This window comes from Pseudoalteromonas luteoviolacea S2607 (assembly GCF_001625575.1).
GTDB classification, from domain to species: Bacteria; Pseudomonadota; Gammaproteobacteria; order Enterobacterales; family Alteromonadaceae; genus Pseudoalteromonas; species Pseudoalteromonas luteoviolacea_E.
The window spans coordinates 350,746-369,410 of sequence record NZ_AUXV01000072.1 but is presented as its reverse complement, the minus strand read 5'-3'; the positions used below and the strand labels follow the sequence as shown (position 1 = coordinate 369,410).

20 protein-coding genes are annotated in these 18,665 nt (G+C 37.3%); 18 read left to right on the top strand and 2 right to left on the bottom strand.

The window, feature by feature from the left end:
- The first annotated feature begins 4 nt into the window (after positions 1 to 4).
- The 18 genes from N480_RS23330 (at position 5) to N480_RS23260 (ending at position 17,251) form a co-directional block, all read left to right on the top strand.
- Complete coding sequence (locus N480_RS23330; RefSeq protein ID WP_063374823.1) at positions 5 to 979, top strand: 5'-nucleotidase; 975 nt, start codon at positions 5 to 7, stop codon at positions 977 to 979.
- The gene (locus N480_RS23325) at positions 979 to 2,751 is read left to right on the top strand and encodes an AAA family ATPase (RefSeq protein WP_063374822.1); all 1,773 of its coding nucleotides are present in this window, start codon (positions 979 to 981) and stop codon (positions 2,749 to 2,751) included. Before N480_RS23330 ends, N480_RS23325 begins: the two co-directional genes overlap by 1 nt.
- The gene (locus tag N480_RS23320) at positions 2,751 to 3,638 is read left to right on the top strand and encodes a hypothetical protein (RefSeq protein WP_063374821.1); all 888 of its coding nucleotides are present in this window, start codon (positions 2,751 to 2,753) and stop codon (positions 3,636 to 3,638) included. Before N480_RS23325 ends, N480_RS23320 begins: the two co-directional genes overlap by 1 nt.
- A 38-nt stretch (positions 3,639 to 3,676) precedes the next feature.
- Entirely contained in the window at positions 3,677 to 5,488 is a 1,812-nt protein-coding gene (locus N480_RS25875; RefSeq protein ID WP_063374820.1) for an McrB family protein, read from the top strand.
- A 2-nt stretch (positions 5,489 to 5,490) separates the two neighbouring features.
- Positions 5,491 to 6,813, top strand: a complete 1,323-nt coding sequence (locus N480_RS23310; RefSeq protein ID WP_081231975.1) for an McrC family protein — start codon at positions 5,491 to 5,493, stop codon at positions 6,811 to 6,813.
- A gap of 154 nt (positions 6,814 to 6,967) precedes the next feature.
- On the top strand, positions 6,968 to 8,239 hold the full coding sequence (locus N480_RS23305) for a DUF2130 domain-containing protein (RefSeq protein ID WP_063374819.1): 1,272 nt from the start codon (positions 6,968 to 6,970) through the stop codon (positions 8,237 to 8,239).
- Between the two features lie 326 nt (positions 8,240 to 8,565).
- Entirely contained in the window at positions 8,566 to 8,829 is a 264-nt protein-coding gene (locus tag N480_RS25870; protein ID WP_231102308.1) for a hypothetical protein, read from the top strand.
- A gap of 81 nt (positions 8,830 to 8,910) precedes the next feature.
- Positions 8,911 to 9,396, top strand: a complete 486-nt coding sequence (locus N480_RS25865) for a TnsA endonuclease N-terminal domain-containing protein (RefSeq protein ID WP_419554959.1) — start codon at positions 8,911 to 8,913, stop codon at positions 9,394 to 9,396.
- Complete coding sequence (locus N480_RS25715) at positions 9,396 to 10,328, top strand: hypothetical protein (RefSeq protein WP_063374818.1); 933 nt, start codon at positions 9,396 to 9,398, stop codon at positions 10,326 to 10,328. Before N480_RS25865 ends, N480_RS25715 begins: the two co-directional genes overlap by 1 nt.
- The gene (locus N480_RS25535) at positions 10,313 to 10,705 is read left to right on the top strand and encodes a DDE-type integrase/transposase/recombinase (RefSeq protein WP_063374817.1); all 393 of its coding nucleotides are present in this window, start codon (positions 10,313 to 10,315) and stop codon (positions 10,703 to 10,705) included. The genes N480_RS25715 and N480_RS25535 overlap by 16 nt, the downstream gene beginning before the upstream one ends.
- A gap of 45 nt (positions 10,706 to 10,750) precedes the next feature.
- Positions 10,751 to 11,461, top strand: a complete 711-nt coding sequence (locus tag N480_RS25530; protein WP_155732940.1) for a hypothetical protein — start codon at positions 10,751 to 10,753, stop codon at positions 11,459 to 11,461.
- 4 nt (positions 11,462 to 11,465) lie between these two features.
- Positions 11,466 to 11,651 (top strand): hypothetical protein, encoded by a 186-nt coding sequence (locus N480_RS25525; RefSeq protein ID WP_155732939.1) that lies wholly within the window; start codon positions 11,466 to 11,468, stop codon positions 11,649 to 11,651.
- Positions 11,651 to 12,274 (top strand): hypothetical protein, encoded by a 624-nt coding sequence (locus N480_RS25860; RefSeq protein WP_231102307.1) that lies wholly within the window; start codon positions 11,651 to 11,653, stop codon positions 12,272 to 12,274. The genes N480_RS25525 and N480_RS25860 overlap by 1 nt, the downstream gene beginning before the upstream one ends.
- An 86-nt stretch (positions 12,275 to 12,360) precedes the next feature.
- A complete protein-coding gene (locus N480_RS25855; protein ID WP_419554958.1) occupies positions 12,361 to 13,047 on the top strand; it encodes a hypothetical protein in 687 nt (228 codons plus the stop codon).
- The gene (locus tag N480_RS23275; RefSeq protein WP_063374815.1) at positions 13,044 to 13,940 is read left to right on the top strand and encodes a TniQ family protein; all 897 of its coding nucleotides are present in this window, start codon (positions 13,044 to 13,046) and stop codon (positions 13,938 to 13,940) included. The genes N480_RS25855 and N480_RS23275 overlap by 4 nt, the downstream gene beginning before the upstream one ends.
- Positions 13,937 to 15,373 (top strand): TnsD family Tn7-like transposition protein, encoded by a 1,437-nt coding sequence (locus N480_RS23270; protein ID WP_063374814.1) that lies wholly within the window; start codon positions 13,937 to 13,939, stop codon positions 15,371 to 15,373. The genes N480_RS23275 and N480_RS23270 overlap by 4 nt, the downstream gene beginning before the upstream one ends.
- 28 nt (positions 15,374 to 15,401) lie before the next feature.
- The gene (locus N480_RS23265) at positions 15,402 to 15,617 is read left to right on the top strand and encodes an antitoxin Xre/MbcA/ParS toxin-binding domain-containing protein (RefSeq protein ID WP_063374813.1); all 216 of its coding nucleotides are present in this window, start codon (positions 15,402 to 15,404) and stop codon (positions 15,615 to 15,617) included.
- A 143-nt stretch (positions 15,618 to 15,760) separates the two neighbouring features.
- The gene (locus N480_RS23260) at positions 15,761 to 17,251 is read left to right on the top strand and encodes a hypothetical protein (protein WP_063374812.1); all 1,491 of its coding nucleotides are present in this window, start codon (positions 15,761 to 15,763) and stop codon (positions 17,249 to 17,251) included.
- A gap of 711 nt (positions 17,252 to 17,962) precedes the next feature.
- Here N480_RS23260 and N480_RS23255 read toward each other — a convergent pair.
- Together N480_RS23255 and N480_RS25520 are read right to left on the bottom strand one after the other, a co-directional pair.
- Positions 17,963 to 18,199: a hypothetical protein gene (locus N480_RS23255; RefSeq protein WP_063374811.1), complete on the bottom strand. Its 237-nt coding sequence runs from the start codon at positions 18,197 to 18,199 to the stop codon at positions 17,963 to 17,965.
- 21 nt (positions 18,200 to 18,220) lie between these two features.
- Positions 18,221 to 18,373 (bottom strand): hypothetical protein, encoded by a 153-nt coding sequence (locus N480_RS25520; protein WP_155732938.1) that lies wholly within the window; start codon positions 18,371 to 18,373, stop codon positions 18,221 to 18,223.
- Positions 18,374 to 18,665 lie beyond the last annotated feature (292 nt).

The window sequence follows — 18,665 nt, the reverse complement described above, 5'->3', positions numbered from 1 at the left end:
TTTTATGCCATTTGATTTAAGTAATACTCTGGTCGTCGGAATTTCTGCAACAGCTTTGTTCGATATGAACGATTCGGACCAGATGTTTCGTGAAGCAAAAGAAGAGGATGCAGATAAGGCCATCGAGCTTTTTCGGGACTACATGCGCAAGTATGAAAACGATCCGTTACAGCCTGGCACAGGGTATCCACTTGTTAAGGCGTTGCTTGGCCTTAATCAATATAAACATCAAAACGATAAGTCACCATTGGTTGAAGTGGTGGTTATGTCGCGCAATAGTCCAGATACAGGTTTGCGAGTCTTAAACAGCATTCGCCATGATGGGCTGAATATTAGCCGCTCAGCCTTTACCGCAGGAGAATCTGCGGCGGATTATGTAGAGGCTTTTGATGTCGATCTTTTTTTAACAACCGATGTAAAAGATGCCCAGCAGGTGATTGACTCGGGTCATTGTGCTGCTGCCATTCTAAAAGAACCGCCAAAAACCAACAGTCAAATTCCGGAGGGGCAAGTTCGCATTGCGTTTGACGGTGATGCTGTGCTGTTTTCTGATGAGAGCGAACTGGTTTATAAAACTCACGGTATGGAAGCGTTTCATGCGCAAGAAGATGCCTTGCAGGATACGCCAATGGAAGAAGGCCCTTATGCCAGTCTCTTGATCAAGTTATCTAAATTGCAAGACCGCTTACCTATGAAAGTAGAATATTCGCCCGTAAGAATTGCAATAGTGACCGCCAGAAATAGCCCATCGGAAATGCGCGTTATTAAAACGCTGCGTCATTGGGGGGTGTATGTTGATGAAGCATTTTTCTTAGGTGGCGTGGGCAAAGATAAGGTATTGCAAGCATTCAAACCCCATATTTTTTTTGATGATCAAGATGTGCATCTTGATTCAGCCGCAAATCTAGTACCTTCAGGAAAAGTTCCTTATTTAAGCACCTCAGCACTTTCAGAATCAAAAGAAGAAGTAGAACAATAATGAGAATAACCCAATTATCACTGACTAATTTTAAGTCATTTAAACAAACTCAAACCATTAAGTTTGCACCGGTTACATTGCTTTTTGGGCCAAATAGCGTTGGTAAAAGTACCGTGCTGATGGCGCTAGCCTATCTTCAACAAATATTACAAAAAGGCCAATGTAACCCTCAAAGGCTTGATGTATTGGGCGGTAAATTTGTTGGCGGCTTTAAAAATTTGGTACACGGTCGTGATTTAAATAAAAGCATAAAGCTAGCTGTTGAATTTGATAAACAAAAATATATTGGGCAAACCTATAATGAAGTGATGGACCTTTTAGCTTATGAGCTTAATTTCCATCATAATAGCCCAAGCGAGTTTCAAACGGCAAAACTCGAATTCGAAATATCTTGGTCGAAACCACTTAATACTGCTTACGTATCTGCCTATAAAGTATGGTTAGATGGCTTATTTATAGCGGCTTTAAATAGTGATTCAGGATTAAAACAACCGATCATTGAAAATCTAAACTACCTTCACCCACTTTTGATTCCAGAGAATCATGATGATTGGCTGGAAGAACAATTTGATGACGGTGATAAAGTACATTCTGCACTGGAAGCTAAATCACTTGAACTGAAAGGGTATGAAAAACAGCATTGGCGAGAAGTCGCAAAAGGAGCCGATTTCATTGAAGACCCAGAAGAGTGGCCTGATTTTACTGACTACTGCTTCGTAAGTCACTTGCATAAGTTGTTAAATGATAACCGTCTGATTTCAAAACAAATGGATGACACGTTTATTGTTAAATCATGTAACGCAAAGTATTGGCATGTTCCCATCGGTTTTGAGGGGCACTCAGGTGCCCTTCCAAATACAGGTAAGGTACTAAAAACACCAATTGATTTAGATGATGACCCCTATACAGCTATGGTTCATGAAGTGTTAAGTGATATCGTTGTTTCACCATTGGATGATTTGTTGATATTCCTTGAAAAAAGTTTAAGCATAGGCCCTCTTAGAAACATACCTGATGCTACTTTCCAAGCAAATCCTTATCCAAAACAGTCTGATTGGCACAATGGTATCGCCGCTTGGGATGTATTAGCTCAAGCCGATGTTGAATTATTAAGAAAAGTGGATAGTTGGATTTCTAGTCAAGAGCATCTGAACTTGGGATACGGAATAGCTTTAAAAGTGGAAAAGCAGTTTGCTGAGTTTAAGAAAATTAGCACAATTGATGGTCACGATAAAGTTGAGAAACAATTGGAAAGTATGATTTTTGAAGATACATTCCAAAAAGAAACAAAGTTCAGATTTGACGAAAAAAACACTCACTATGAATATGCTTTATGGGATGCCGATAACCATATTGATGTTAGACCAAGTGACGTTGGCGTCGGAGTTTCACAACTGATGCCTTTGGTTGTTGCGGCTTTGAGCCGTGATAGTGGATTAGTGGCTGTTGAGCAACCAGAACTGCATGTACACCCAAGAATACAAGTCGCCATTGGTGATCTGTTAACGCAGTTAGAGAACCCTGCCAGCTTCTTAATTGAAACCCATAGTGAGCATTTAATCCTGAGAATTTTAAAGCGTATAAGAGAGTCATCCGCGAAAACGCTTCCTGCTGGATTAAGTAATGTATCTCCAGGTGATATTAGCGTTGTTTGTTTTAAAAGTTCAGAAGATGGAGTTAGGGTAAATAAATTGCCTGTAACTGAGGATGGCGATTTTTCAGAAAGGTGGCCAGGTGGATTTTTTGATGAAAGAGACGAGGAATTATTTTAATGTATAAGGAAGTTGCATTAGATCCCTCGTGCTTAGTTGATTTTCATTATTATGGGCTTTTGAAAACGGCTTTTGGCTTTGAAAAGGGGCGTTACGTAATTGCTCCTGTTAGAAATTGGGCACAACAGGCATTTCACTATGTTAAACACTCAGAGCTTCAAGATGTTAAGAAAAAATCCATTACTAATTATCTAAATAAGCTCCAAAAGTCGAAAGACGAGTCGCTAATTTTATTGCCAAAGTATAGACAGGACACCGGAAAAGAGTTTGAAGCCAACTGGATTCAATGGCTGGAGCATCAATTAAAATTAAGAGATTTTTCATCTGTGGTTTCTGAAAATTTGGGGGAAAGCGCGATTTCTTACAATCAGTTAATCGAAGAGCACCCTGCTTGGAAGATTCCACCTTCAATACGTATTAATAAAAAAGCCCAAGATATACTTGAAGCAATAAGTCCAGTCTTTTACTTAAGTGAGAAAATATTAATTGTTGACCAGTATTTTAAATTATCTTCTAATCCAGTTTTGACAGGTGTTTTCAGTCTTTTACAACAGCTTAAATACACAAAGTCACTTACTTTGGTTACTAGCATCGAGACTCTTAGACCTTTAGAAGTATTTCAAAATGAGTATGCTAATAAATTTGATTTCATTCCTAATTTTAAACTAATAGTTGCACCTGAACGTTATTTTCACGATAGGTACATTATTACAGAAAAAGCTGCTATCAAATCCGGTCAAGGATTTTCCCAAGATGTAATAAAAGGTACACAAGCTGACCGCTTGAGTATAAATTTAGCGGGCATTGATGAATGTGATGAAACAAGGCTTTGGGTCGGAAAAGTTGTGGAAGATGGAAAAGCCAGCTGCATAGAATTAAAAAAATAGTCATAACTTGCTATGTGGGCGATTGATAAGGAGTACAAATGAAGTTTTGGAAAGTATCACATGGAAAAGGAAGTCTAAATGAAGAAGAGTTTAATTGGCTTCTCGACAATGAATTGCTGGCTGTCCATAAAGATACGGGTCGTGGACAAGCCAATCTATTTTCAGAAAAACTAAATGAAGGCGATATCGTCTGTTTAAGCAGAAGTAACGAAGTTTTTGCTTTGGTTAAAGTTTCAGCGACGGGAGTTGAACCTGAAAAGTTAGTTGATACTCCCTTAGGTAATGAGTGGCTACTAAAACCATATTCAGTTTTAACTTTTCTACCAGAAGAACGCATATATAAAGGAAAACAAAAAGGCTGGACGCCTAATTACAATAGTACATGTGCAATTGTTGCTAACAGTGATTTAAGAGAATTCGAAGAATTAATACTCAAGCCTTTCTTTGATGTGGAGCTTGATGAGGTTGGGCAAGGTGAAATGACCGCGCAAAAAGAAACGGAAGTTAAAATGAGTTTAAATACTATTTTATATGGCCCTCCGGGCACCGGAAAAACATTTCATACGATTCAAACGTCAGTTATGGCAGCGGAACCAGATTTTAAAGCTAAATCACGTGCAGATTTGAAAAAGAAGTATGATGAATTAATCGCTGAGAAACGTATTCGATTTGTCACTTTTCATCAAAGTTATGGTTATGAAGAGTTTGTGGAAGGCTTGCGTGCAAACTCAGATCAAGGTCAAGTTTCATATGATGTTGAACCAGGGATCTTTAAACAAATTTGTGAGCAGGCATCGCAAGGTGTTGAACCAGATAGCGACCCTTTAGAGCAAGCGCTTGAACAATTTAAAGCAGAATTAGAAGAATCAGCAGTATTAAGTCTAAAGACACTTCGCGGTAATGATTTTGGTGTACAGTATCATGGCAACACAACCTTTAGAGTTTTCCCTGAAGCAACCAGTCATGAAGACTTAGGTAGAGGTTACCCTGTTTCCATCGATAATATACGCAAGCTATATCGTGGGTTAAGTACTAAAAAAATCTATAACTCTTCGTATGTAAAATCGATTCTTAATTATGTAAAAAAAACCTATAACGTTAGTGATTATGAAGCCCCTAAACAAGGCCAAGCAAAGAACTTTGTCTTGATTATCGATGAAATTAATCGCGGTAATATATCAAAGATATTTGGTGAGCTCATCACCTTGATTGAAGACACTAAACGTTCTGGTGAAGGTCAGGATGAAGCGATAGAAGTGCTGTTACCAAACTCAGGCGATCCCTTTACTGTACCTAATAATTTATACCTTATTGGCACAATGAATACCGCAGACCGCTCTTTGGCAATGATGGATACAGCTCTTCGTCGCCGTTTCGATTTTGTTGAGATGATGCCAAAGCCTGAATTATTTAATGACATTACCGTTAATGGAATCGACTTAGAAGAATTAATTCGTAAGATGAATCAGCGAATTGAAGTGCTTTATGACAGAGAGCATACGCTGGGGCACGCTTTCTTTATGCCAGTTAAAGCGCTAGTTAAAGATCAAGACAAAGCATTTAATGAACTTAAATCGGTATTTAAAAATAAGGTCATACCGTTATTAGAAGAGTATTTTTTTGAAGATTGGAACAAAATCCGTTTGGTGCTTGGTGACAACCAAAAAGCTGAAGACTTACAGTTTGTCAGTGAAGAAAAACAATCATTTGATAGTTTGTTTGGAAATGACCACGGTTTGAACAGTTACCAGCAAGAAGAAAAAAGCTATAAACTTTTACCTTTTGATAATGATGTTTGGGATTCCCCTGAGGCATATATAGGCATATATAGAGCTAAGAAAGAAGATTAGCAGTGAAAAGGATTCAAACAGCAATAACAGTATTCGAATTTGGTTATTTGGGTGTTGGTGAAAAGGCTGAGCAGTCAAAGCGTATAACTAAAATAAGCAATGCTGCGTTTACTTACCTTAAACAGCTTTGTTTATGTGACGAATCTGAAAGTCGCTTTCTAAGCCTTAAAAGCATTGAGAGCACAGAAGTACTTCAGATTCAAAACTATGCAGGCGTATTATTTACGCCAGATGGAACTCAAATTGAGGTTCTGCCTAAAATAGGTCGTAAACTTGAAGGCGAAGATGGTGAAGAAAAGGCTCGTGGCTCGTTGCTTAATATGCTGGCGACACTTGGCACATTTCGCCATATTCAAACTCACAGCGCAAATCTCACCAAGTCAAAAATGCCTCTACTTGAAGTATTCATTAGCCAGTTCTTAGATTCAGTAAATACCCTTGTTAAAAGAGGCTTACGTAGCGACTATGTGAGTAGGGAAAGTAATCTATCATTCTTGAAAGGTAAGTTACTTGTTGGCAAACAAATAAGAACAAATTCAATTAATAAGCATAAGTTTTATGTTGAACATGATGAGTTTTTACTTGATAGAGCCATCAATAGATTAATTCATACCGCATTAAATAAAGTATCGAGCTATAGCAATAGTGCAAAGAACCAAAAGCTATCTAAAGAGCTAATGTTTGCCTTTGCTGATATTCCTCTTAGTACCAATGTTAAGAAAGATTTATCTGCTGTTAAGTTAGATAGAGGGATGAATTATTATAAAGTCCCTTTTGAGTGGACTAAACTCGTTCTGGATGGTTTCTCTCCATTAACCATGCAAGGCAATAGCTATGCATTATCACTGTTGTTTCCATTAGAAGCTGTATTTGAAAGCTATGTAGCGTCAGAGTTACTGACATTACTACCGGAGCACATGACTCTTGATACGCAGGTGAGAACCGAGTCATTGGCTACGTTTAATAAACGAAAATTCTTCCAGCTAAGACCGGATCTTTTCATTATCAACAAACAAAGCACCAATGTTGTTTTAGATACTAAGTGGAAGGTAATTGATAGCACTAAAGACAATGGCACAGATAAATTTGGCTTATCGCAAGGCGACTTGTATCAAATGTTCGCTTATGGTCATAAGTATCTTAAAGGTAGTGGTGAGCTATTTCTAATATATCCTAGCCATGATGACTTCATTGAACCCATTCAATACAGCTTTGAGTACAGTAATGAGTTAAGGCTTTGGATCATCCCTTTCGATGTTTCTCCGAATATCCCAAATGATGTAAGTCGAATTACCTTTCCTAAAAACAGCACATTTCAAATTTAAAACCTCTAAATAAGGTAGATAAAACTACTAAAAAGTAAGGTTTATTACTTTTTGGTGGCTCTTTGTTTGTTAATATCCTTAAAATTCAACAAGATAGCTTTTGGCATAAAGGTTGTAATAGTTGGTGTGTAACTAACTACTATGAGACTTTGCCATGACTTCTAAAATTATACTTAATGCCGACGACCAAATAGCTTGCCCACATTGTGATAGCGAGTTCCACATTCGGGACGCTATTGCCAAACATTTAATTGAGCAGCATGAAGGCGAATACCAGCAACTTCTGAATCAAGAATTAAGCTCGATAAGAGAGCAGGCCGCAAAAGACGCTGAAAAATCAGTAACTAAAACTTTTAAACAACAGCTTGCTGTATTGGAAGAGCAGCTCGCTGACAGTAAAGAAAGTGCTGATACTCTACAAAAACGAATTAAATCCGAAAAGCTGAAGGCTGAAGAGCGAGTTCGTGAAGCCGTAAAGCTTGAGAAAGATGCACTGGAAGAGTCACTTAAAACCAAAGATGAACAGCTTGCGCAATTTAGAAAAGAAGAGCTAGCACTGAGAAAAGCCAAAACTGAGCTTGAAGATCAGCAAAAGAATATGGATCTAGAATTGGCTCGTCGTATTGAAGCTGAAAAGCAAACTCTACGTGATGTAGTGTCAGATGAATTTAAATTAAAAGAAGCGGAATACCGTAAGAAGATTGATGATGCTTCAAAGGCTAATGAAGAGTTAAAACGAAAGCTAGATCAAGGCTCTCAACAACTTCAAGGTGAAGTGCTGGAGCTAGAATTAGAGTCTGAATTGGCTCTATCAAACCCATTTGATGAAATTGAACCTGTTAAAAAGGGTGCAAGAGGCGCTGATGTTATTCAAACAGTACGCATGCGCTCTGGTACTCCTTGCGGAAAAATTGTATGGGAAGCTAAGCGAGCTGAAAACTGGTCAAACACTTGGATACCGAAGCTAAAAGGCGACACACAAGACGTGGGTGGAGATATATCAGTATTGGTCACTACGGTGTTTCCTGCTGAAGCTAATGAACCAATGTTATTGAAAGATGGTGTATGGCTAGTCAAACCTGCATTAGTGAAGGGGCTAGCGGAAGCTTTACGCACCGTGTTGATTGAATCTCAACGACAAAAAGTTGTAAGTGTAGGTAAAAGTGAGCAAATGGAAGCGCTTTATGACTATATCTGTAGTAATCAGTTTGTTCAGCGCATCAAGGCGATAGTCGATCACCAGGATCAAATGCGACTAGAGCTGGGGAAGGAAAAATCAGCGATGCAGCGAATATGGAAGAAACGTGAAGGGCAAATTGACGGTATTACAAATCAAGTGATGTCTATGTGCGGTGAATTACAAGGGTTGTCGAATGGAAGCATGCCTTTGTTAGATGATATCGCTTTACTTGAATCTGAAGGTTGAAGCAATGACTGCGCCATTGAAATGTAGATGGCGTAGGCGATTTTTTTATGAATCTATAAGGATAAGCTACTTGTCTTTTTAGAATTTATTATCAATACCAAGCGGCTGTTTAGAACAGATATCTATAAAAAAAACTGTCAGAAAAATAAGCTAAATAACTACGGTTTTGAAAGTTAAGTATTAATTTTGTGCTGCTATTTCATATCTGACAGTTTTTTATTTATTGTAAAAATATGTTTTAAAAACAACGGCTTGAAGTTTGTTGTGTGTTTTGCTAAATCTAAGAAGTTGTTGTTAGTGTGAACTTAAGGGTAACTATTTTAATAATGAAACGTAGAAACAAAATCACAAATAAAATCAGAGATGGTTGGATAGAAAACTGGAAGCGTGCAAACCAAAATAGCGCTCACTATGTTTCATTCATAGAAACTCAAGATATGAAGTCACAGGGAAGTAAGTCGAGAACCCCTGACTTTGATGAGTCTGGCCAAGATCGTGATTTTCTTTCTACAAATGAAAGACACTTTTTTTATCGATTGCGTTTTTCTCGACGATTTGTGTGGATAAAGGAGCAGTATCCATTACTGTAAATTGAGAGAGGTGTTGCCATAGCTAAAGCGCTGGGAGTTAGGTACCCCACATATCCATATTCTGCTAATGTTCAAGTTGTAATGACAACAGACTTTTACTGTCAGCAGATAAATGGAAAGAAAGTTGCTTATTCAATTAAAGACCAAAAGGCTTTTGAAAAGTTAACTGATAAACAAAAAGAAAACTTAGAAGCTAAGCAAAAACTGGAAAAGGCTTTTTGGGAGTCACAAGGCGTTAAATGGTACTTGGTAATGAGTGAAAACATCAAGACTATTTTCTCTCAAAACCTTGAACAATTGTACCCATCTAGCTCATTAAGCACATCGTTAAAGCTAATAATTACCCGATGGCAAATACGTTTTTTTGACTTAATTTCAGAGAGACCCAAGAACCGCTTTAGCGATATTTTAAATTCGTTGGCGAGTGAGTTTGGGATTGATTATTTTGACAGCGTAGAGATATTTCAACATTGCGTATGGCACAGAAAAATTTACGCTAATTTGTCGGAAAGGTTACTTGAATTTGAGTTCTCACCAAATGAACTTGGTATCCGAGGCGTTAACTGATGTCTCAAATTACTATAACACTTAACGACTTGGTTTTACCAAGAAAAGGAATGAAGGCAGCGATTTCAGAACCCCATGTGATTATCTATATCGATAAGCAACTAGATCGAGTATACGCAATGGATATGACCAGGGATAAAAAACCAACATTACTTAGCTACGAAAAATTAATTTTGGAGCTGGAATCTGGTGATTTAACTAAAGGTGAATTGGATTTACCTGACTATATGAAGAAGTCTGACAAGTTTATTAAACCAAGCCAGTTAAGTAAGCGAGATAAAAAATTTCAGATTATCAAGCCAATTTTGTACGACTTAGAGACTTTCTTGGTTTCTAGAAATTATGGTAATCGAAAAATTAGTAATTGTTTAGAGGTGGCCAAAAATGTTGGTTTAAAAGCTACTCGTACTCAGTTATATGAATGGCTTTACAGGTATTTCCGAACAGGTTGCAACATTAATGCATTCTTAAGAAAGCCAGGTACAGGAAAATCTTTGGAGAAGAAATATACCAAAAAGACGGGACCTAAAAGGGCTTCTGGTGTCATTGGGCGAATGAGAAACGAAATTGACGATAAGCATATAACAAAAATAGTTAACCAACATATCAAATGCAGAAACCCCAAATCGATTCCTGCTGCGTTCATTGAGTATGAGGATACTTTTGCTAGTGACCCTACTGTAAATGCAATTACTGGAGAAATTACAGGTTATAAACGCTGGGATGAAGAGAAGAGGATCTCTGAGGGGCAATTTAAATCTTATGCTAGAGAACTAATTAAAAAAATATTGAAAGTTTTAGAGCTACTCAGGGTAAAACTGACAAATTTAATAAAGATCAAAAGGGTCTTTCTGGTGATATCGATAAATTTTACGCCAAAGGGCCTGGGCACGCTTATCAAGTTGATGAAACACCTTTGGATATTGAATTAGTTGATGAGTTTGATCCAACAAGAACAAAAAGGTTAGGAAAACCAACTTGTTATTCTGTTATTGATATGTTTTCAAGGGCTTGGGTTGCACTACTTCTTACCTTTGCCAAGGCCTCAGCTCATACCGCGCGAGAAGTTTTGTTTGTAGCGTTTAGAGACAAAGAAAAGTTTTGTCAGGAAATTGGTGTTGAATTAACAGAAGGTTGGTCATTTAGTCGGAAGTGTAGATCAATATTTGTTGACAATGCTGAGTTTAAAGCTGAGTTGGAAAGAGCGTTTAGCAAAGACGCTCAGATTGAGCAAGTTTACAATACGGAAGGAAACTCACAACAAAAAGGACTTGTAGAGCGCAGGCATATGACGCTTGAGGATTTTTAGTATGGAAAGGTACCTGGTGTAGGCAGAAAGAAAATAGATGACTATTTGAAAAGAAATTTACGACGAGATGCCCTAATAAATAAAAGGGAGCTTTACCAAATTTTGATTGATTTTATTACTCGCTATAACAATTACTATCCACTTGAAGATATGCCATTAACCAAAGAAATGCGTATTGATGGTGTTGATCCTATTCCAATGAGCAAGTGGAATTGGGGGCTTGTTAATCGTCCTGGATATCTAAAGTCCGTGTCAGAGGAAGAGCTTTATTTAAGTCTTTTAGAGGTTGGAGAAGTTACTGTCCACCGTGGTTACTTGTTATTGCCCGGTAGGTTTTTAAAGAGACGTGACGGCAATAACTCTAAAGGGCTGAAATACAAATGTGAATGGACCAAGGAGAATGGTATTCAAGACCTGAACGAAGGTCCTAATAAATTACCAAGGTTATCGTGTCGATTTATGCGTTATTCAATGGGTCAAATATTTATTGAAACAGAGGATGGTTTTAAAAAAGCAGTATTAACAGAGGTTGATGCTGCTTATCAAACCATGTCTGATGAAGAGGTTAGAAATGACAAAATTCATCAGTCTAATAAGTTGAAAAATTTAAAATCTAAACATGATGAAAAGCAGGGTGAAACTCGCTTAAAAGCCAGCAATATTGTTGCCAAGGCCGCTTCAGAGAAAGCACCAATATCAACACACGAAGCTAACTCTCAAGATATAACTGCCAACCGTGAGGAAAGCCATTCTTAGGGAAGTGAAAGATTCTCAGAATAAGTTTCATGAACATACGGGCTCTCTATCTAATGCAAGTAAAGAAGCTGAAACTAGCCTTCATGATGAGGATGAACCAAGTTTGGTTACTAAGTCAAACCCGACGGCATCATTATTTGCTGAAAAAATGGCAAGTCGTCGAAATTCAAGATCAATTAGAGGTAGATAATGGAATTTGCTAAAGCTGTTTATAAGCATTCAAATAATACTGATTTTCAAGGTAATCCACTTATAGAGACATTACCCATTAGGTTAACTGTAGATAAGTTCTGGGATGCTGTAGAGGATTTAGTTGAAGTTCCCGATGACTTTGAAAGTTTGGATGTTGAAACGTTAGAGCATAAAGCTTCTAAGATCATGAAGTCAGTATCACCAACATCAGAGTATTACGATGTTTATTGCGACTTCTTAAATATATTGAAAGAAGGGTTAGCTGAAAGGAACCCTTGTGAAGAAGATACCGTAAAGTGGCAAAACCAGGTTGCAACAGCAAAGTATAAACGCACTCGGACGACTGCTCCATCTGTTAAGTTTACTGGATATAGTGGTATGGGGAAAACCACACTGTTTGACAGTATTCTTACGTTGATTAAACCTGTATTTCGCCACCCAGAAGATGGGCCTATGAAGTGGGAGTGGCTTCAAATAGTCTACATCAAAGTTGATATTCCGGCGGATGCGGACAGTAAAGAAATATGTTTAATTATCGCAGCAGAGATAGATAAAGTGCTGGGTACTGATTATGAACAGCAATATGAATCACTAACACGCAGAGGTGTATTAAGAAGCTAGTCACATTATGCTCAACATTGCTTATTGGAGCGATCATTTTTGATGAAATACATAATATTTGTTTTGCTTCAGCTAATGAACGCGCCATGATCTTTATGCTATTTGATCAATTAACACAAGTGGCTCGAATACCAACTGTGAAAATTGGTACCTCGAAAGCTAACCGGTTGGCAGAAAAAGAATTTACAAATGCTCGTAGGTTGGGTATTCCCCATGAATGGCGCAATTTTTCAATTGGTTCTGAAGATTGGAAGATGTTGGTTGAATATGCTTGGGATTATCAACTAACCCCAGATTTTACTGAATTAAATGATGAGATATTTAAAAAGATTTATAGCTTAACTTTGGGAATTCCTCACTGTTTGTTTTTTCTAGTAGAGCAAGCAAATAAATATTGTTTACGAAAAGGTATTAAGAGTATTTCTATTGCAATACTTGACCACATATTTGATACAAAATTTTCAATGATGAAGCCTGCAATTATAGCCCTTCGACATGGGAAACTTGATGCTTTTGACGATATCATGACTTTGGGGAGAGGATTGGACAAGGAAGTTAAAAAGCTAATTAAAGAATTACTAAAAGTAGCTGATGACCATAATTTTAGTGGCGTTGAAGCTAGAGCTATATTAGAACAAATTGAGGTTTATTTACCTGAATACAAATTAACTCAAAAAGAAACGAGAACTGTAAAACGGCTAGAGAAGCAAGTAGCAATGATACCTTCGGAGTTACCGCTTGACGATGATGGTTATGAAGGTGTTCCTCTATGATTGTTTCATTAAACAATCCATTTTCGGGTGAACATATATACTCCTGGCTTATTAGAGCTTATAAGCTCTCCGGGTATGCGGAATTTTTATATTTTCAAAAAAAGTTGCTATTCCAAGATCGGTTTCTGCATCCAAATAAATTGTTTTCTAAATCTATTGAGGCATTAGTAAATCAACACTGTGATAGAAGTAAAGTTCTATCGAACAACACAGTAGCTCCATTGTGGCAGTTATCCGTGGGATCTCTTCTTAATGATAAGGATCCAACATTAGATGCATTTAGCCATATGAACGAACAACAGCTTTTTAGCTTTGATACAAGCTGGCACAGTTGTAAAAAGTGCAGGCAAGAAGATCTTACTGAGTTTGGCGTTAGCTATTGGCATACACAACACCAAATTCCAAGTGCCTTTATGTGTTACAAGCACAATACCATTATTGAAAAAGCACATGATCCAGTAAAAAACTTGTATACCGAATTACTCCCGAGTGACATCAAAGGGTGGGTTCCTGTTATTAAATTCCCCTCGGAAGAGTTAAAAACATGGCAATCATTTGTATTTAAGGTTTTCGCACATTGTATAGATAAACAAAAAGAGTTATTGAAAATTCAAAAAGATATAATAGAACATCTCAATTTAAACCAACAACGTGCGTCTAAAATAAAAGTAATTTGTACAGATTTAATCCCTAAATTTGAAGTTGGTCTAGGTCAAGAATTACTGGAATACTTATTCAGAGACTACGCAAGATATACCAGACGAGGTAGGCCCAACATACTTGCTGCAATGTTTGTGGACTCTACCTTTATAAGCGGGCGAAATCCGGTTTATTGGCTTGCTTTATTTTATTGGCTAAGACATGAATTAAAGCTCGATGGAGCGTTAGCGTGAGACAACATCCTGCATTTCCTACGCCTTTTCCGGATGAGTCTATTTTTAGTCTTCTTTGTCGGTTTCATCTTCTGTCTGCTGGCGCTTCATTTAAGAAGAATACATTAAGTGTCATTGGAGTTAACGGCTCTAGGCCTAGTAATGAGTTTCCTGGTTACCTGCCTTCTATCGCTAAGTTATCGGGAATATCAATGGAGTACATTATTGAACACATGACAAGTGTTCAATATTACAAACCATTCATTAGCAATGATATTTTTCAGTTACTGATTGGAGCATTAGAAACTGGTGGCACAGGGAGTCTCCAGAGTAAGTTAGGTAATGTAGCTAGTAGGCTTACACCTGGTCAAACGTTGAACTATTGCCCTAAGTGCGTTGAAATTGATTTTAAAAAATACGGTGCAGCTTATTGGCATAAAGTTCACCAACTTATAGGCATTACTGTCTGTCCAGTGCATGGCTGCTATTTAGGAACGGTTCAGCGAAATAGTATCAAGATTCTTCTGTCCCCAAATTATACACGTGAAGTTAATGCTCTAGCAGAAGAATTTGATTTTAATAAACTCATTTGTGAGGAATTTTTTGATTTTGAGTTTCGACTTTCCTTAAGTGATGTTTATAAAACTTATAGAAATCAGTTGTTAGAATTAGGCTTTGTCACAGAAGCAAATCATATTAGGCAAAGGCTACTGAGGAAATTTATCGCGGGTAAGCTTAATTTGCTCGCTAAAAATTCAGCTATTTTTAAAGTTCTTGAAGAACAGTGTATTAAAGAGCGTTACCCAGAAACTTTATTTTATAACAATTTTCGATACCACCACCCAATAAAACATTTAGCATTAATTTATTTATTGTTTGGCAACTGGAAAGCTTTTAAGAAGTCCGTTATTTCCAAAGAGAGAAGTATTGAAACTACTAAGCCTACTAAAACTTGCAGTACCTTAAAAATTGACTGGACTATAGGATTAAGGATGCTGAAATCAGGCCATAGCCTGCGTTACGCTGCAAGAGCGATAGGCACAACTATAGCAACATTAAAAATTAAAGCTCAGCAACAGAACCTTCCCTTAGATTGCAGACCTTCTAAAGTTTTTGACACAGAACAGAGGATGATTTGGCGTAAATTGTTCGTAGGTCAGGGGTGTAAAAATATTGCTGAGACAATGAATTTTTCTATAGGTGCGGTTGAGAAAATCTTAACCCGATATCCAGAGTTAGTGGTACTCAGAAAGAAAATTAGATTTAAAAACCGCTTAAATCAGCACCGACAAAAAATAGCACAGCTTAAACTTGAGCTTTCTACAAGAAATGAAATAAAAAGCGCAGCTCCTGCAAGCTATATCTGGCTTTTTAAGCATGACAAAAGCTGGTTATATCGGAATTTACCTATCGATATTCCAAGAAAAAGTCGCTACAAGAATCGTGGCACGTGAAAGTTATCTTCTTTTAAAAGGAAAAACTATGGTACCTGAAAATCATTTTGAGCGCCTGACAGAAAAATGCCCTGAAATTAGAAGTAAATTGTTAAAAATGTTCAAAACAGAAGAGCAAGCCTTGAAGTGGTTGAAGCAACCTAAATGGCAGCTAGGAGATCAGGCTCCATTAAGTTGTTTGGATACTAACCCTAATTTGATATTGGAACTAATTGACCAAATCAATCGCGGTGATTTCTCATAGGTCTAATAAGAAGCAAATGAGAGGTAAAGGGCTAGAGAGTGACGCAGTACATATATGTTGAATTATAAGAAAGTTTTATTAATTGATTTACTGCAAAAATCAACTAAGGACTAAAAATTTAAACTATTAGGAAACTAAGCTTAATGACTAATGAAGTAACAGAAAAACGAGAAGATCAAATTCCACAAATGGTGAAAGATATATGTGATCGAGAATTTGAAATATTGAGACATCGAATAAAATCAGAGAACAGCTCAATAAGTGAGGCAGCGATTGACAAAACTTTGAGGCTAATAACTCCCATTGCTGCGGCTTTAACTCTTATTATTGCAGTCTCTGGCTACCTTGGATATCAGGATATAAAAGCATCAGCTGAAGACCTTGTTAAACAAAAAGTTAATAATTGGTTTTCTTTGGATACACCGTCACCGCTAGTCTCTGAAGAATTGAACCCTCTTCGAGATAGGTATTTGATAGACAGCGTCACAATTAGATACTTGAGAGACAAAGCTGAACCGCATCAAAATTATTTTAAATTAACCGAAAAAGAGCGTGAGACATTAATAAGGATAGCCAATGACAAAAATACAAGCTTAGTGGACTTTTCTGATGCTATAGAAGCTTTAAAAGCTGGAGAGCCTGGTTTTAGTGACTTAGTTAATAGAATGCCTGGCGATTATCGCGGTATAAGATTTGAAAAAGTTTTTACAGAAAAAGGATTTAAAGATCAGATTACCAAACAAAAGTTGATACTCAGAACTTATAATAATGACTATTCCCTCGTATCGATCGCGAATAGTATTCTAAAATCTGAATCTCAGCTTTTAAAGCCGGAAGCTTTTCAATTAATTGCGAATACTAGGCAGCCTTATGCCATTGAATATGCTAAGAAAACCTTGGCCAAAAACGATTTTAGTATTGATGGGTTTGAGTTGGTTAAATACTTAGCTAAAGAAGCTCCACATTCCACAGAGCTCTTGGAGTATATTGAGCAAAATTACAAAAATGGTAAGTACAATATACACACTTTAGGTGACGTTTTAGGTTTATATTCTGAGCTTATTCCTTACAAAGACAATTGGTTTCTATTTGATGAAGATGAATCTCTTTTGAAGTATAAAACCGAATTGGCCTTTAGCTTGTTTGAGGGGCTCGTTGATAACGGCGTGAGATTTAGAATAGATAACCGAACTGAGACATTATTTTCAAGCATAAATGAAGGTTCTTATATTTCGATGGATAGACCTAGTGCTGAAGAAATTTTTGAAAATCATGAGCTATTAAATTGGTTAGTTTCAAAAAAAGAGAATGACCTACTTTGGCTTACAAGAATTGTGGATACATTTGATATCAGAAATAACGACGAAGTAATTTTAGCAATTCAATTAAATCTAGCCAAAGGGACAGAAATTGAATTGATTACAAATAAAAGTCTAAACGAATCTAATGTCATTGGACCTATTTTGTTAAAGGTCAATGAAACTTCGAATGAACTTTCTGTAGTTTATAGAAATGACATCGGTACTATTATTTCAGATACAGTTAAATCAGTAAGTAAGCTCTCAGGTTCTAATCTGACCTTTAGCTTTCACGAAGATAGTTTATACAGATACTCGCCTTATAATTTTAATTAAATAATATGATATAAATTGTCTGGAATTTAAATGCATTAATATTGATTTTTAACTATCGGTTTAATTGCCTTATCGTGGAGGTTTGTCCAATTTTAAAATAAACCGTGACATTTTAGGTTGGGCTAATTCCCGACTTGGAATTTTGAAAACCGCCTTAAGAGATTAAGGCGGTTTTTTTGTGGGTGTAGGTCGTCAATTATGGCGACACTTTAATACCCGTGGCAGCGGCTTTATGACGGGATTTGTTCTGAGTGTAGGTCGTGCTTTAGCGTGACGGGTTTGAAATTTGTCTTCAATTTGACTCTTTGTCGCGTTGGCGACGGCAACCAAGGGGCGGCAAGCATTTCAATTTAATAACGTGCAGAAGTTCATCCATGAAGCTTCTGCCTGTCGGCATCCATGCCTCCACTTCCTCGCGCTGCGAAACTTCGTTTCGGTCACTCGTCACCCCTCTATCACGCTTAATCTTCAAATAATCACTTGATGAAGGTGCAAAATATACGTTGCGAAGCAAGGTTACTTTTGCGCAAGGTGAAATGAGCAACTTACACAAATATTAAAAATACTGATTAGCACATCCATGTGCCAGCGTGGCTAGGCTCACATCCATGCGCGCGCATTACTCATCAGTTGCTTATTTTCAGGGGGGAGTGGAGTTGTCTGTGGGTTTGTGTGCTTGGGTTGAAATATCAATGACTTTGACCCCTTTGATTACTTTAGTTGACGCAGGTATTGAGCCTTGATTTTGAAATTTGTCCATGGTTTTTTAAAATTCGCTGCGCGATTGGAAAGTTGCTTATACAAATCTAACAGTGCTTGCAGATAAGAGCCTTTTTGGTTGCCGTTGTTTTCAATAAATATTTTAGCGGCTTCGTTAATTTCGCTTTTCTTAACAGCCAAAACCTGACGCTGTTCGTTGATCTCTTCATCAAGAGCCGCATGCAACATTTTATTTTCCTTGTCTACTTCTTATGGTTGCTGATTGGCGTTTTCACCGTCTAGGTTTTGCGACAAAGGCGAGATCATAGATTTTTTTCGGGTTAAAGTCAGGGCGTTGCCTTGTTGTAAAGGCGGCTGCGAACTTGTGGTTTTGACATCATTAAATGAATTACTTCGTTTCATCGTATAGTCCTTGTTATTAACAGTGGACGCAGCCTAGAAGAATGGGTTGAGGTGATACTTGTTGTTACAACGGTTGCTTTTGGGCTAATGACTTAATTGTTCGGTGTTCCTTTCCAGTGCCTGTAATCAAATGGGTCAGAGTACTTAATCCGCAATCCTCGCAATAGCCAACTAAGTTGTTTGTTGAAAGCGTTTCATTTGTATGAAAATTCATTGACTCTGTCGCGTTATTTACTAAAAATCGCTTAAATCAAGCGCGTAAAGCTACAGGCATGCGTTTGTGGGTCGTTAG